The organism is Streptomyces sp. NPDC029674, from assembly GCF_044903205.1.
Lineage (GTDB): Bacteria > Actinomycetota > Actinomycetes > Streptomycetales > Streptomycetaceae > Streptomyces.
In genome coordinates, this window is record NZ_JBJDPY010000001.1 from 595,850 (window position 1) to 610,786 (window position 14,937).

12 protein-coding genes are annotated in these 14,937 nt (G+C 72.0%); 6 read left to right on the forward strand and 6 right to left on the reverse strand.

The genetic code is table 11. From position 1 onward, the window contains the following. The first annotated feature begins 22 nt into the window (after positions 1–22). From ACI2L3_RS02585 to ACI2L3_RS02605, 5 genes are all read left to right on the forward strand, one after another. Entirely contained in the window at positions 23–1,342 is a 1,320-nt protein-coding gene (locus tag ACI2L3_RS02585) for a hypothetical protein (protein ID WP_404750444.1), read from the forward strand. Then, positions 1,339–3,888 (forward strand): tetratricopeptide repeat protein, encoded by a 2,550-nt coding sequence (locus tag ACI2L3_RS02590; RefSeq protein ID WP_404750445.1) that lies wholly within the window; start codon positions 1,339–1,341, stop codon positions 3,886–3,888. Before ACI2L3_RS02585 ends, ACI2L3_RS02590 begins: the two co-directional genes overlap by 4 nt. 2 nt (positions 3,889–3,890) lie before the next feature. Next, the gene (locus ACI2L3_RS02595) at positions 3,891–5,171 is read left to right on the forward strand and encodes a PP2C family protein-serine/threonine phosphatase (protein WP_404750446.1); all 1,281 of its coding nucleotides are present in this window, start codon (positions 3,891–3,893) and stop codon (positions 5,169–5,171) included. Positions 5,172–5,261: 90 nt separating this feature from the next. Beyond that, the gene (locus ACI2L3_RS02600) at positions 5,262–6,617 is read left to right on the forward strand and encodes a VWA domain-containing protein (protein WP_404750447.1); all 1,356 of its coding nucleotides are present in this window, start codon (positions 5,262–5,264) and stop codon (positions 6,615–6,617) included. A 78-nt stretch (positions 6,618–6,695) separates the two neighbouring features. Beyond that, the gene (locus ACI2L3_RS02605) at positions 6,696–8,117 is read left to right on the forward strand and encodes an FHA domain-containing protein (RefSeq protein WP_404750448.1); all 1,422 of its coding nucleotides are present in this window, start codon (positions 6,696–6,698) and stop codon (positions 8,115–8,117) included. 33 nt (positions 8,118–8,150) lie between these two features. Here the strand turns inward: ACI2L3_RS02605 and ACI2L3_RS02610 are convergent, their stop codons facing one another. Then, positions 8,151–9,110, reverse strand: a complete 960-nt coding sequence (locus tag ACI2L3_RS02610; protein ID WP_404750449.1) for a methyltransferase domain-containing protein — start codon at positions 9,108–9,110, stop codon at positions 8,151–8,153. Between the two features lie 81 nt (positions 9,111–9,191). Here ACI2L3_RS02610 and ACI2L3_RS02615 point away from each other — a divergent pair, with 81 nt between their 5' ends. Further along, a complete protein-coding gene (locus tag ACI2L3_RS02615) occupies positions 9,192–9,605 on the forward strand; it encodes a globin (RefSeq protein WP_404750450.1) in 414 nt (137 codons plus the stop codon). Positions 9,606–9,653: 48 nt separating this feature from the next. Here the strand turns inward: ACI2L3_RS02615 and ACI2L3_RS02620 are convergent, their stop codons facing one another. The 5 genes from ACI2L3_RS02620 to ACI2L3_RS02640 all read right to left on the reverse strand — a co-directional run bounded on the left by ACI2L3_RS02620 (position 9,654) and on the right by ACI2L3_RS02640 (position 14,773). Next, positions 9,654–10,340, reverse strand: coding sequence for a hypothetical protein (locus tag ACI2L3_RS02620; RefSeq protein ID WP_404750451.1), 687 nt, complete (start codon positions 10,338–10,340; stop codon positions 9,654–9,656). Then, complete coding sequence (locus tag ACI2L3_RS02625; RefSeq protein WP_404750452.1) at positions 10,337–10,786, reverse strand: acyl-CoA thioesterase; 450 nt, start codon at positions 10,784–10,786, stop codon at positions 10,337–10,339. Before ACI2L3_RS02625 ends, ACI2L3_RS02620 begins: the two co-directional genes overlap by 4 nt. A gap of 7 nt (positions 10,787–10,793) precedes the next feature. Further along, entirely contained in the window at positions 10,794–12,458 is a 1,665-nt protein-coding gene (gene ettA / locus ACI2L3_RS02630; protein ID WP_404750453.1) for an energy-dependent translational throttle protein EttA, read from the reverse strand. 147 nt (positions 12,459–12,605) lie between these two features. Next, positions 12,606–14,009 carry a Cys-Gln thioester bond-forming surface protein gene (locus tag ACI2L3_RS02635; RefSeq protein WP_404750696.1) on the reverse strand — a complete coding sequence of 468 codons (1,404 nt, stop codon included), beginning with the start codon at positions 14,007–14,009 and terminating at the stop codon, positions 12,606–12,608. A gap of 320 nt (positions 14,010–14,329) precedes the next feature. Then, complete coding sequence (locus tag ACI2L3_RS02640; protein ID WP_404750454.1) at positions 14,330–14,773, reverse strand: single-stranded DNA-binding protein; 444 nt, start codon at positions 14,771–14,773, stop codon at positions 14,330–14,332. Between the last annotated feature and the right edge of the window lie 164 nt (positions 14,774–14,937).

The window sequence follows — 14,937 nt, forward strand, 5'->3', positions numbered from 1 at the left end:
ACGCACAGCGGAGAGGTGATCGATGAGCGTCACGGGACCCCCCGGTCCGGTGATGGACCGGGACGAGGTGGACCGTGCGCTGGCGCGGCTCGACGCCGAGCACGAGGCGATCGAGACCTCGCTCCTCGCCCTCCAGGACCACGCGGGCCGCCGCCTCCTCGAAGGCGCCCGGCTCACCGGCGTCACCGAGGAGCGCTGGGCGGCCACCGAGAGCCGGATCACGCTGCTCTGGGCCTACTTCGACGCGTACGCGGGCGCCCTGCGCACGGCGCACGAGGTGCGGGAGCGCAGGCGCTGGCCCAGCAGGGACGACCTCGCCGAGCTGACCGAGCTGCTGCGCGGCGAGTCCGTGACCGTCGCGGGCGGCACCTCGTCCGGCGCGTCCTCGTCGATCACCGGCCCCGCCAGGCTCACCGAGCGCTTCACGCTCGAAGAGCTCGTGACCCGGATGAACGACCTGTACGCGCACTCCCTCGACATGGTCGTCGCCGCCGACGCCGTGTGGTCCGCGCTGCCCGCCCGCATCGACCTGCTCGCCGCCGAGCTGTCCCGCACCCGCCAGCTCGCGCACTCCGTGGGCGTACGGCCCGGGGAGCACCCCTCGGGCGACGACCTGGAGCGCATCACGCGCAGCCTGACCGCGCTGCGCGAACAGGTGGTCTCCGATCCGCTCGCCTTCTGGCGGCCCGCGCAGGGGAGTTCGGCGCCCGGCGGCGGCCGCCCGGCGACCGACCGCTACGACCGCGAGGCCCGCGCCCTGGAGGACGTGCGCCGCGAGATCGAGGCGGTGCTCACCGTCCGCCAGGACGCGGAGGCCCGCCTCGGCAGGCTGCGCGACGTGCTGTCCCGCGCGGACCGCACCCTCGCCGAGGCACGCTCCGCGCGCGGCGAGGTCCTCGCGAAGATCGCCGCCTCCGAAGTGCCCGCCGTCAGCGGCCCGCCGACCGCCCTGCAGGAACAGCTGGCGACCGCCGCCGAGTACCGCAGGCACGGCCAGTGGCACCGCCTCTCACCCCTCCTGGAGTCCCTGGAGCGCAAGGCCGAGGACGAACTGCTGCGCGCCCGCGAGTCGTTGGGCGCCGTCACGGCGCCGCTCGCGGTCCGCGCCGAACTGCGCGGCCGCCTCGACGCGTACAAGGCGAAGGTCGCCCGGCACGGCCACGCGGAGGACCCGCTGCTCATCGAGCGGTACGACGCGGCGCGCCGGATGCTGTGGAGCGCGCCCTGCGATTTGCGCGTGGCGGAGCAGGCGGTCCTGCGCTATCAGCAGGCCGCCGCCGAAGTGCTCGCGCCGAGGGTCCCGCAGCAGGGCGGGCCCGCCGACCGGACGGGGGAATCGTGAGCCAGCGTCAGTGCCAACGGCCCGCATGCACCGGCAGCTACGAGGACTTCGGCGGCGGTGAGCTGTACTGCGACGCCTGCGGGCTCGCCCCGGTGGTCGCTCCGAACGGCATGGTCGGGTCGCCGCCGACCGGCATCACCGCCGGCGGCAAGGGGTCGCGGGGCAGCGGCAGCTCCAGCGCCCGCTCCTCGTCCCGCTCGTCTTCGAGATCGTCTTCGAGGTCGTCCTCGCGCTCGTCCCGCTCGCAGTCGTCCCGCAGGTCGGTCTCGGGGCGGCTCTCGCGTTCCCTGTCGGGCGGTTCGACGTCCCGTTCGGTGTCGGTGCGCAGCTCCGGCTCTGCGGCCTCGTCCTCCTCGTCCCGCGGGCGGCTCGGCGTCGGCCTGGTCAGCGTGCCGGACGTGCCGCGCCCCGACCCGCGCGAGGCGGTGCAGAAGAACCCCGAGGTGCCCGAGCGGAAGCGATTCTGCTCGCGCTCGGACTGCGGGGCGCCGGTGGGCCGCGCGCGCGGGGACCGGCCCGGCCGCACGGAGGGGTTCTGCACCAAGTGCGGCCACCCGTACTCCTTCGTGCCGAAGCTGAACACCGGCGACATCGTGCACGGCCAGTACGAGGTCGTCGGCTGCCTGGCGCACGGCGGCCTCGGCTGGGTCTACCTCGCCATCGACCGCGCGGTGTCCGACCGCTGGGTGGTCCTCAAGGGTCTCCTCGACACGGGCGACCAGGACGCGATGGCCGCCGCGATCTCCGAGCGCCGCTTCCTCGCCGAGATCGAGCACTCCAACATCGTCCGCATCTACAACTTCGTCGAGCACCTCGACCAGCGCACCGGCTCCATGGACGGCTACATCGTCATGGAGTACGTCGGCGGCAAGTCCCTGAAGGAGATCGCCAACGGCCGCCGCACGCCGGACGGCAGGCGGGACCCGCTGCCGGTCGAGCAGGCGTGCGCGTACGGCATCGAGGCCCTCGAAGCCCTCGGCCATCTGCACAGCCGGAACCTCCTGTACTGCGACTTCAAGGTCGACAACGCCATCCAGACCGAGGGCCAGCTCAAGGTCATCGACATGGGCGCGGTCCGCAGGATGGACGACGACGAGTCCGCGATCTACGGCACGGTCGGCTACCAGGCCCCCGAAGTCGCCGAGGCGGGGCCCTCGGTGGCCTCCGACCTCTACACGGTGGCGCGCACGCTCGCGGTCCTGACCTTCGACTTCCAGGGCTACACGAACGTGTTCGTGGACTCCCTGCCCGACCCCGACAACATCGAGGTGTTCCGCAAGTACGAGTCCTTCTACCGCCTCCTGGTCCGCGCCACCGACCCGGACCCGGCCCGCCGCTTCGCCTCCGCGCAGGAGATGGCCGAGCAGCTCACGGGCGTGCTGCGGGAGGTCGTGGCGCTGCAGACGGGGCGGCCGCGGCCCGCGCTCTCCACGCTGTTCGGGCCCGAGGTGAAGGTGCCGGACACGGAGCTGTTCGCGGAGCTGACCGGGGAGGTGTCGCGGCTGGGGGCCCGCGCCGAATCCACCGGCCCGGACAGCGGCAGGGCCCTGCCGGAGGGCGCCGGCGCCACCGGCATCGTGCGGGCCCTCGACGCCACCGCGACGGCCCTCGCGCTGCCCGTACCCCTGGTGGATCCGAACGACCCGAACGCCGGGTTCCTCGCCGGCCTCATCGCGTCCGCGCCCGCCGAGCTGATCACCGCGCTCGGCGCGGCGCCCGCCGACTCCCTGGAGCTGCGGCTGCGCGGCCTGCGCGCCCGGCTCGCCATGGGTGAACTGGCGCCCGCCGCCCAGGCCCTGGCCGAGCTTGAGCTCCAGCACCCGGACGACTGGCGGGTGGTCTGGTACCGGGGCGTCGCGGCCCTGGCGACCGGCGACTTCGAGAGCGCGGCGCTCTCCTTCGACGCGGTCTACGACGCGTTCCCCGGCGAGCCCGCGCCGAAGCTGGCGCTCGGCGTCTGCGCGGAGGTCCTCGGCCAGCTGGACAACGCCGCGGAGTACTACCGCCTGGTGTGGTCGACCGACCCGAGCTATGTGAGCGCCGCGTTCGGCCTGGCCAGGGTGCAGCTCGCCGCCGGCGACAGGGTGGGCGCCGTGCGCACGCTGGAGTCGGTGCCGGAGTCGTCCATCCACTTCACCGCGGCCCGGGTCGCGGCGGTGCGGGCGCGGCTGCGGCAGCGGGTGGCGCCGGACACGGCGGCCGCGTCGGACACCGCTCTCCTGGACGACCTGACGGCGGCCGCCGACCAGATCGAGGCGCTCGCCGGGTTCGGGCTCGACGCGGTGCGCAGGGAGCGTCTGTCGACCGAGGTTCTGGGGACGGCGCTCGACTGGGTACTCTCCGGTAGGCACCCTGGTCACGTCTCCGCTCCACCGGCCACCGCCGGGGCGCGGACCGTACTGCTCGGCAGCGACCTGGACGAGCGCGGTCTCCGGTTCGGTCTGGAGCGTTCGTACCGGACACTGGCCCGGCTCGCACAGGGTGGCGAGGAGAGGATCGAACTGGTGGAACGGGCCAACCGTTTCCGCCCCCGGACGTGGGTGTGAGTATGTCGCAGATGCCCCAGCTGTCTGCCTGCCCCAGCTGTGAGGAGCCGCTGGAGTCGGGTGACCTGTTTTGCGGTGCGTGCGGGTTCGACCTGTCGGCGGTGCCGCCGCGGCCGGACGTCTCGCCCAACGGTGAGCCGGCGGGCGCCTGGCCCGTCGCGCCGGAGGTGGACAGCTCCGACACGCCGGTGCCGGCGCACCTGCCGACGGACCTGCCGGGTACGGACTCGGCGGGCGGCGAACTGCCGGCCGACCCGGACGTCGTGGCGTCCGAGAACCCCGCGAACTCCGAGAGCCCCGCGAACTCCGATGGCCTCGCAGAGCCGGACGAGTACCCCCTCCCCGCCCCGGACCCCGCCCCCGCCGGCGCCAAGCTCTGCGTGGCCTGCCGTTCGGGCCGGGTCGACCCCGACGGGTACTGCGAGAACTGCGGACACGCCCAGCCGCGCGAGCGCGACCACATGGAGCAGGAGCTCGAAGCGGTCGCCGCGGTCAGCGACCGCGGCCTGCGCCACCACCGCAACGAGGACGCCTTCGCGATCTCCGCGGCGGCGCTGGCCGACGGCTCCCCCGCCGTCGTCGCGATCGTCTGCGACGGCGTCTCCTCGGCGACCCGCCCGGACGAGGCCTCGCTCGCCGCGTCCCGCGCCGCCAACGAGTCGCTGCTGACGGCGCTGCCGCGCGGCACCCACCCGCAGCAGGCGATGCACGAGGCGATCCTGGCCGCGGCCGACGCCGTCAACGCGCTCGCCGCCGAGCCCGCTTCGGCCCGCGAGCACAGCCCCCACCAGAACGCACCCGCCTGCACGCTGGTCGGCGCGGTCGTGGCGGGCGGTCTGCTCGTCGTCGGCTGGGTCGGCGACAGCCGCGCCTACTGGGTCCCGGACGACCGCAGCGGCCCCACCGTCCGGCTGACCGAGGACGACTCGTGGGCCGCGCAGATGGTCGCGGCGGGGCTGATGAACGAGGCCGAGGCGTACGCGGACGAGCGCGCGCACGCCATCACGGGCTGGCTCGGCGCGGACGCGTACGAACTGGAGCCGCACACCGCTTCCTTCAAGCCGGACCGTGCGGGTGTAGTGGTGGTGTGCACGGACGGGCTGTGGAACTACGCCGAAGCCGTCGAGGAGATGGCGGACGCGGTGCCCGCCGACGCCGCGGACCGGCCACTGCACAGCGCCCAGGTCCTCGTCGGCCACGCACTGGACGGCGGGGGCCACGACAACGTAACAGTGGCCGTCGTCCCGTTCCCGTTCGTGCCGCAAGGGGCAGGATCGGCCTAGACAGAAGGCAGGAGCGACCCGGAGCCGGGCGGGGGGCCGTACCGGCTCGTGAGGTCGTGTGGTTTTCAGGATCTGAGGGGGAGCAGTTCCATGGCCAATTTCTCGAAACCGAACGTGCCGCAGTTCTCGGTGGAGGTCTACCAGAACGAGTACCTCCCGGAGGGCGGCCGGGAGGTCAACGCCATCGCCACGGTCACCTCGACCGGTGGCGGGACGATCGGATCCGCGGTGCGCGCGCCGCACCTGTACGCGGCGGGGCAGAGCCCGGACGCCGCCGTGGCGATCATGGTCGACTGTTCCGGCTCGATGGACTATCCGCCGACGAAGATGCGGGGCGCGCGGGACGCGACGGCCGCCGCCATCGACGCGCTCCGCGACGGCGTGCACTTCGCGGTGATCGGCGGCACGCACATCGCCAAGGAGGTCTATCCGGGCGGCGGCCGCCTCGCGGTGGCAGGACCGCAGACCCGTGAGCAGGCCAAGCAGGCGCTGCGCAGGCTGAGCGCGGGCGGTGGCACGGCGATCGGCACCTGGCTGCGCCTCGCCGACCGTCTGCTGGCCTCCGCCGACCTCGCCCCGTCCGCGGTGCGGCACGGCATCCTGCTCACCGACGGCCGCAACGAACACGAGTCGCCGGACGACCTCAAGGCCGCGCTCGACTCCTGCGCGGGCCGCTTCACCTGCGACGCCCGGGGCGTCGGCACGGACTGGGAGGTGAAGGAGGTCACAGGGATAGCCTCCGCGCTGCTCGGCACCGCCGACATCGTCGCCGACCCGGCCGGGCTCGCCGCCGACTTCACGCGGATGATGGAGGCGGCGATGGGCAAGGAGGTCGCCGACGTCAGCCTGCGGCTGTGGACGCCGATGGGCGTGGAGATCAAGTTCGTCAAGCAAGTGGCGCCCCGCGTCGAGGAGTTGACGGACCGCCGTACGGAGGCGGGGCCACGCGCCGGGGACTACCCCACGGGGTCCTGGGGCGACGAGTCCCGCGACTACCACATCTGCGTGCAGGTGCCGGGCGCCGAGCTGGGCCGGGAGATGCTCGCGGCCCGCGTCTCCCTGGTCGTACCACAGGGGGACGGCAGCGCGCAGACGCTGTCGCAGGGCCTCGTGCGGGCGGTGTGGACGGACGACATGGCGGCGTCCACCAGCATCAATCCGCAGGTCGCGCACTATACGGGCCAGGCCGAGCTGGCCCAGGTCATCCAGCAGGGCCTCGACGCCCGTAAATCGGGAGATGTCGACGGGGCGACCGCGAAACTGGGCCGGGCCGTCCAGCTCGCCGCCGCATCGGGCAACGAGGATACGGCGAAACTGCTTTCGAAGGTGGTGGACGTCGTGGATGCCGCGGAAGGTACTGTTCGATTGAAGGCGAAGGTCGCCGAGGCCGACGAGATGACACTCGAGACCCGGTCGACGAAAACTGTTCGCGTGAAGAAGCAGTAGCTTCGCGAGGCAACAGCATTCGCGAGGAAACCACACGTACGGCCCTCGGGCCGGAGAAGGAGAGGGGGAAGCGCCGACATGCCGACCTGCCCGAACGGACACCAGTCGGGTTCCGATGACTGGTGCGAGGTCTGCGGTCACCGCATGGCCGGTGCCGTACCGCCCCCTCCCCCGCCGCCGCCCCCGGCCGGGTACGGCTACCCTCCGCCGCCGCCCGGCCAGGACCCCGGCTTCCCGCAGCCCGCGCCCGGGCGCCCGCATCTGGCCGCCGTGCCGGACCCGGCGCCCGAGGCGCAGCTGTGCCCGCAGTGCCGCACGCCCCGCGAGGCGAACGCGCCGTTCTGCGAGGAGTGCCGGTGGAACTTCCTGACGAACACGGCGACGTCGTACACGCCCGCCGCGCCGAACCCGCCGCTGCCGGCCACGCACGGAGGCCCCGGCCCCGCTCCCCGGCCCGGTCCGGGCGCCGGCCCCGGAATGCCGCCGGGTCCGAACCCGCCGCAGCAGTTCCAGCAGCAGCCGCCGCCCGGGTACGAGTACCAGGGCTCGCGCCCCTCGCAGGTGAACCGGCCCGCGGAGCCGATCCCGCCGTTCGGCAACGGTAACGGTGGTGGCGGTGGCGGCCCGCAGGGTCCGGGTCCGCAGGGTCCGGGTCCGCAGGGTCCCGGCCAGCAGGGCCCGGGCCCCCAGGGTCCCGGCCAGCCGATCCCGGGGCAGCCGGGTCCGCAAGGGCAAGTGCAACCGGGGCAGCCCGGTCATCAGCCTCAGCCCGGTCACCAGCCCGGCCGGCCCGGTCAGGCGCCGCCCGGCGCGCCCCAGGCGTTCCAGCAGCCGGGTCCGCCCGCGCCGCCGGCGTTCCCGCAGGAGACGGGTGGCCGGCAGGGTCCGCCCCCGCCGCCTCCCGGCCCCGGCGGTCCCAACGGCCCCAGTGGTCCCAACGGTCCCGGCGGCCCCTCCTTCGGTGGTGGAGACGACGACTGGGTGCTCTCGCCGCCCTCCTCGGCCCCGTCCCAGCAGGAGTCCTTCCAGCAGGAGTCCTTCCAGCAGGACCCGTTCCAGCAGGGCCCCGCGCAGCAGCAGGCTCCGCAGGGCCCCGGCACCTGGACGGTGACGATCGGGCCCGACCGCGAGTACTTCATGGCGATGATGCAGCGCAGCGGCCCCGAGGCCTCGGGGCTCAACCTGCCCGCGTACTCGCCGGAGCAGCAGCGCCCGCTGGCCGGTAACCAGATCAGCATCGGCCGCCGCAGGCACTCCACGGGCGACACCCCGGACATCGACCTGTCGGTGCCGCCGGAGGACCCGGGCGTCTCGCACCAGCACGCGGTCCTGGTCCAGCAGCCGGACGGCAGCTGGGCGGTCGTCGACCAGAACTCGACGAACGGCACCACGGTCAACGGCGGCGAGGAGCCCATCCAGCCGTTCGTCCCCGTGCCGCTCCAGGACGGCGACCAGGTGCACGTGGGCGCCTGGACGACGATCACGATCCGCCGCGACTGAGACGCTTCACGACGGGCCGTTCACAGCGGCCCGTCACAGCGGCCAGACGTACGGCCCCTCGGGATCGTCCAGCCAGGCCCACTCGTGCGACCCGCTCACCGTGATCCCGAAGCGCTCGCGCACCGGCCGGCCCTCGCGCTGCCACAGCGCGAGCGCTTCGTGCGGGTCGAGGCTGCCCGCGGTCAGCTCGAGGAGGAAGCGGAAGAGCTCGTTCTGCAGTGCCTTGCGCGGCAGTCCGCCGATGTCCTGCTCCTGCGGGACCCGCGCGCCGCCACCGCGCAACGGCACGAAGTAGGCGGGCGTGTGCAGGAAGCGCCCCTCGGCGTGCTCCGCGTCCCGCACGGTCAGCGCGATCAGCCCGGTGGCCAGGGGCGTGAGGATCCGGGCGCCGGGGCGGCACTGTCCGAGCCACGTCCCCGGCACCGAGCTCAGGGTGCAGGTGGCGATGATCCGGTCGTAGGGTGCGCGCTCGGGGCAGCCGGCCGCGCCGTCGCCGGTCACCACGGCCGGGCGGTACCCGGCGGCCGTCAGGTGCCTCCGTGCGGACTCCGTGATCTCCGGGTCGAGGTCGACGGTCGTGACGTGGTCGTCGCCGAGCCGGTGGGCGAGCAGCGCGGCGTTGTAGCCGGTGCCGGCGCCGATCTCCAGTACGCGGTCGCCTTCGCGTACGTCCAGTTCGACGAGCATCTTCGCCATCAGGGACGGCTGACTGCTGGACGAGACGAGTTCCCCGTCGCGCACCCGGGTGGCCAGCGGGGCGTCCGCGTAGGCGCCGCGCAGCCAGCGCGTACGGCGCCGGTCGTCGGGGTCCTCGCCCCACAGCCGCTCGTACCCGCCGACCACGCCCAGGTAGTAGTAGGGCACGAACAAATGCCGCGGCACGGCCCTGAACGCCTCCCGCCAGCCGGGATCGTCCCGCCAGGCCCCGCTCGCCTCGATCTCGCGCACGAGGGCGTTCCGGGCCTCGGTGAGCAGCACAGGATCGGGTTCCATACATCCACTGTGCTGCGCCTTCGCCGCGGATGCGAGGCGATGGTCCTAAGCCTTCCGTACTCGGCCGTCCCGTCTGAGACCATGGAACGCGTGAACGACATCCCACGCGGCACGCTTCAGGAGCAGACCTACTACGAACAGGTCGGCGGCGAGGAGACCTTCCGGCGCCTGGTGCACCTCTTCTACCAGGGGGTCGCGGAGGACCCGCTGCTGCGGCCGATGTACCCGGAGGAGGACCTGGGCCCGGCCGAGGAGCGCCTGGCGCTCTTTTTGATGCAGTACTGGGGCGGCCCCCGCACGTACAGCGACAACCGAGGCCATCCCCGGCTGCGCATGCGGCACGCGCCGTTCACGGTCGACAGGGCCGCGCACGACGCCTGGCTGAAGCACATGCGCGCGGCGGTGGACGAGCTCGGCCTCTCCGAGGAGCACGAGCGCACGCTGTGGAACTACCTGACGTACGCGGCGGCGTCCATGGTCAACTCCGAGGGCTGAGAGCCTGTGTCATGACACAGGCTCTGGCCGCCGGTCCGGGAAGCGCGGCTAGGCGGGTGTGACGGAGAGCCCCGAAGCACCCGCCCGGCGCACCGCGACGGATCCATAGGCCGTACGCAGCCGCAGCCACGCCCCGGACGACAGCAGGGCCAGCGTGTCGCCCCGCAGGAATCCCAGGGTCTGCGCCGCGTGCGCGGCCCGCACGGGCAGCTCCGTGTCGCCGACGGGCCGGGACCAGATCTCCCGCCCCACCCGGTCGAGCTCGGCCCGCACCCGCCGCTCGGCGGGCAACTCCTCGACGCGGGACCGGAATTCGGCCACGGCCTGTTTGACCAGGGACCGCACCGCGTCCGGAGCCGGAAGCCCCGGCTCCGGCCGCCAGCCACCGCGCGGCGGCAGGACGCCCGCCCACGGCGGCCCGGTAACGGCCTCCGGGACGCCGGCGATCCCCGCCGTCTCCGCGGATTCCGCCGCCTCACCGACGCGCTCCAGGAACTCACCGGCCGAGACCGTGACGTCCAGCGCGGTGTCGAGCCCGTGTTCGTACGGCTTGGCGAGGCGGGCCGTCCGGACGACGAGCACCTCGAACGACGGCGGCCGCCCGAACACGGCGAGCGTGTCCCCGGCGGCCTGCAGCCGCACGGCGGCTGCCTTGTCGTAGTGGATCAGCCGGGCCAGGAAGGCGGCGAGGTCGGCCGCCTCCCCGGCATCGGCGAAGTGCAGCCGCGCGGTCATGCGGCAAGCGCCCCCGAGCCACTGTCGGCACCGCCGGCGCTGTCGTCGACGTACTCCTGGAGGAACGACCGCTCCTCGGCGGAGATCCGCCGCGGCCGCTGCGCCTCCAGGTCGAAGGGCACGACCACGGTCGAGGCCCGCACATACACCTGGTCCGCGTCCTTGATCTCGTACGCGATGGTCAGCGACGCCGCACCGATCTTCGTCACCCACGACTCGACGGTGACCGGCTCGTGCCGGTGCACCAACGGCCGCACGTAGTCGATCTCGTGCCGGGCCACGACCGAACCGCCGGAGAACGACGGCGACCCGTCACCGGGCGCGAGCCGGAACATGAAGTCGATGCGCGCCTCCTCCAAGTACCGGAGGAAGACGACGTTGTTGACGTGCCCGAAGGCGTCCATGTCCGACCAGCGCAGCGGGCATTGGTATATGTGTCGAGCCACAGCCGCCTCAGCCTCGCGTGAGCTTCTTGTAGGTGGCGCGGTGCGGACGGGCCGCGTCGGCGCCCAGGCGCTCGATCTTGTTCTTCTCGTACGACTCGAAGTTGCCCTCGAACCAGTACCACTTGGAGTCACCCTCGTAGGCGAGGATGTGGGTCGCGACCCGGTCGAGGAACCACCGGTCGTGGGAGATGACCACAGCCGCACCGGGGAACTCGAGCAGCGCGTTCTCGAGCGACGACAGGGTCTCGACGTCCAGGTCGTTCGTCGGCTCGTCGAGGAGGAGCAGGTTGCCGCCCTCCTTGAGGGTCAGCGCCAGGTTGAGGCGGTTGCGCTCACCGCCGGAGAGCACCCCGGCCGGCTTCTGCTGGTCCGGGCCCTTGAAGCCAAAGGCGGAGACGTACGCCCGCGAGGGCATCTCGACCTGGCCGACGTTGATGTAGTCGAGCTCGTCGCTCACCACGGCCCAGAGGGTCTTCTTCGGGTCGATGTTGGCGCGGCCCTGGTCGACGTAGCTGACCTTGACCGTGTCACCGATCTTGATCTTGCCGGAGTCCGGCTGCTCCAGGCCCTGGATCATCTTGAACAGCGTGGTCTTGCCCGCGCCGTTCGGACCGATGATGCCGACGATGCCGTTGCGCGGCAGCGAGAAGCTGAGGTCGTCGACGAGGACCTTGTCACCGAAGGCCTTCGAAAGATTCTCGACCTCGACGACGATCGAACCCAGTCGCGGGCCCGGCGGGATCTGGATCTCCTCGAAGTCCAGCTTCCGCATCTTGTCCGCCTCGGCGGCCATCTCCTCGTAACGCGCCAGACGCGCCTTGGACTTGGCCTGCCGCCCCTTGGCGTTCGACCGCACCCACTCGAGCTCTTCCTTGAGCCGCTTGGCGCGCTTGGCGTCCTTCTGGCCCTCGACCTTGAGACGGGACTGCTTCTTCTCCAGGTACGTGGAGTAGTTGCCCTCGTAGGCGATGGCGCGGCCGCGGTCGAGCTCCAGGATCCACTCGGCGACGTTGTCCAGGAAGTACCGGTCGTGGGTGACGGCGATGACGCAACCCGCGTACTTCGCGAGGTGCTGCTCCAGCCAGTTCACCGACTCGGCGTCGAGGTGGTTGGTGGGCTCGTCGAGGAGGAGCAGGTCGGGCGCCTCGATGAGGAGCTTGCAGAGCGCGACGCGGCGCTTCTCACCACCGGAGAGGGTGGTGACGGGCCAGTCGCCGGGCGGGCAGCCGAGCGCGTCCATGGCCTGCTCGAGCTGGGCGTCCAGGTCCCACGCGTTGGCGTGGTCCAGGTCCTCCTGGAGCTTGCCCATCTCCTCCATGAGCTCGTCCGAGTAGTCGGTCGCCATGAGCTCCGCGACCTCGTTGAAGCGCTTGAGCTTGCCCATGATCTCGGCGGCGCCGTCCTGGACGTTCTCCAGAACGGTCTTCGACTCGTCGAGCTGCGGCTCCTGCATGAGGATGCCGACGGTGTACCCCGGCGAGAGGAACGCGTCGCCGTTCGACGGCTGCTCCAGGCCGGCCATGATCTTCAGCACCGTGGACTTACCGGCGCCGTTGGGGCCCACGACACCGATCTTCGCGCCAGGAAGGAAGCTCAAGGTGACATCGTCGAGGATCACCTTGTCGCCGTGCGCCTTGCGCGTCTTGCGCATGGTGTAGATGTACTCAGCCAAGAGAAACCGTCCGGCAATCAGTGAGTGGGCAGATACACCCCATCTTGCCTGACGGCCACCCCCCGGAGGAAACCGGATTGTTTCCCGCCGGGGCGGTGGCTCGCGTGGGGTAGCCGTGCGGTCACCCCACGCTGCGGGTCGGGGTGCCTACTCCTCGGTGGACGCGTCGGCCGTCCGCGCCGGGGTGTCGTCCTTCTTGCGCAGGAGGAAGACCGTCGTGCCGCCGAGGACGACGAACGCCACCGCGATGCCGACGATCAGCGGGGTGTTGCTGGAGCTGCCGGTCTCGGCCAGGTCGCCGCCGCCTGAGGTGCCGCCCGCGGACGCGGGGCTCGGTTCGGAGACGGGCTGGGTCTTGGTGCCTATGGTGTCGCCCGCGGTGCGGCAGTCGAGTACGCCCTTGAAGCGGTTCTCGACGCCGTTCGGCCCGGTGATCGTGAAGTCGTAGGGCTGGTCCTCCTGGAGCGGGATCGTCACCGTCTGTGAGGTGCCCGCCTTGATGGTGTGCTTGAACTCCATCAGCCGGAAGGTGAAGGGCTTGTCGCCGTTGTTGACCGCGGTGATGTCGATACCGCTCTTGGCGCAGTTCTTCTCCGCCGAGAGCGCGGGCAGCGCTCCCTTCGCGGCCCAGTCGGCGGTCGCCGTCGCCGACACGGTCGACTCGCTGGAGCCGGCGAGTATCTGCGTCTGGCTCCTGGTCTCGGACGCGAAGGCCCGGCCGACCGGCACGGTGGTCGACGCCTGCACGGAGAGCGCGGCCGAACCGTCCAGTGCGTCCTTCGGCACGTCGAAGTAGAGGTGGCTGCCGTCGCCCGCGGTCTTCAGGGCCTTGCCGTTCTTGGCGACGATCTTCACGCCGTTCGCCGCGGAGTCGCCGGTCTGCGTCACCGTCACCGACTCGGCGTCGGTCCGCACGGTGACAGGACCGAGCCGCTCCCCCGCCCGGCCCGACACGGCGGGCGGCTCCAGCGTCAGCGACGCCTTGGGCTCCGCGCTGCCGCGCGCGCTCTTGTACAGGTAGTCGGCGAGCTTCTCGGCCTCCGGGGCGACGGCGTCGACCTCCGCTCCGTCGGAGTAGCGCCAGATCGCCACCTGGGTGCCGGCCGCGGCGGTCTGCTCGGTGAGGGAGCGCACGCCCGCCTTGCGGGCCAGCGCCGCGAGGTCGTTCACCTGCGGGTAGGAGTGCTGCAGGATCCAGCGGATCTTGCCCGCGTCACGGTTGCCGTTCAGCGAGGTGCCGCTCCAGGGGGTCTCCTGGTACTTGGCGTCCTTCTGCGTGGGGTTGAGGATGTCGATGCAGTACGTCTGGAGGGTGCCGCCGCCCTCCACGGACATCTCGAAGAGTCCCGCGGGCACCTGCTGCGAGCTGCCGTTGTCACGGATGACGGCCTGGTCGTACGTCTGCAGCCCGCCCAGCGTCGCGATCGCGCCGCCCCGGTGCTGTGGCGCCTCTTCGGCCGCGGCCGGGCCCGCGACGGTCACTCCGCCCGCCACGGCCAGGCCCGCCGCCACGGTCACCGCGGCGAACCGGGCGGCGCCTCGGCTACGTATGGACAACGCAGAAAACACTGAATTCCCCTCCGGGCGGGACCCGTTCACAACGTTGGGGGGTGGTCCCGCCAGCAGACTGAAAGGGGCAGGATCACCTGCCACCTGCATGGCATCTCCTGCCAACTGCCCCGTGAGCTACGTCCGGCATCCTAAGGAAGCGGCGCATCGCGAGCCCCACGCATCCCATCGGACGCCGGATCCGACTCGGAATCGTTATCGCCAACAACGGCTCCGAGCTGGGCTTATCGACAAATCAACGGCATCGATTCGCCGATATGCCGCACTTCGGCTCCCTCTTCGCGAGCCGGACTGATGCCCCGTCACCCCACCGGCGCCGGCTCCTTCTCCCTTGTCCCGGCGGCACTTTCCTCCCGCTCGGCCACCGGTTCCGTCAGCGCCGGGTTGGCCCTGCCCACCCGGCGGAACGCCGCGGTACCGCGCGACAGATCGTGCCCGATGGCCAGCGCCTCGATGTCCGCCGACGTCCAGTGCTGCCCGCCCCGCTCCTCGTCCCGGACCTTCAACCGGCCCTGCACGATGACCGGTTCGCCCACGGACACCGATCCCTGTACGTTCGTACCGAGCGCGCGCCAGGCCCAGACCGTGAAGAAATTGGTGTGTCCGTCGTTCCACGCGTTCTTCGCGGCGTCGTAGTACCGCGATGTCACCGCGAGCCGGAACCGCGCCACCGGTCCCGACGGCAGCTCCCGGTACACCGGCGTCGTCGCCACGTTCCCCACCACCGTCACCAAGGTCTCGTTCATCGTCGAACCCCTCCCCCGCTTCGTCCGTGTCCGCCGCCGCGCTGTCCACGGCCGCGAACCCAGACTGCACCGGTCGCGCCGATCCCGCTGAGCCCTGTGGGCAACCCTCAGGTTGTGGAAAACTCCGTCACCCGATCGAGGAACGCGCCCCGTCTCCTCACCTC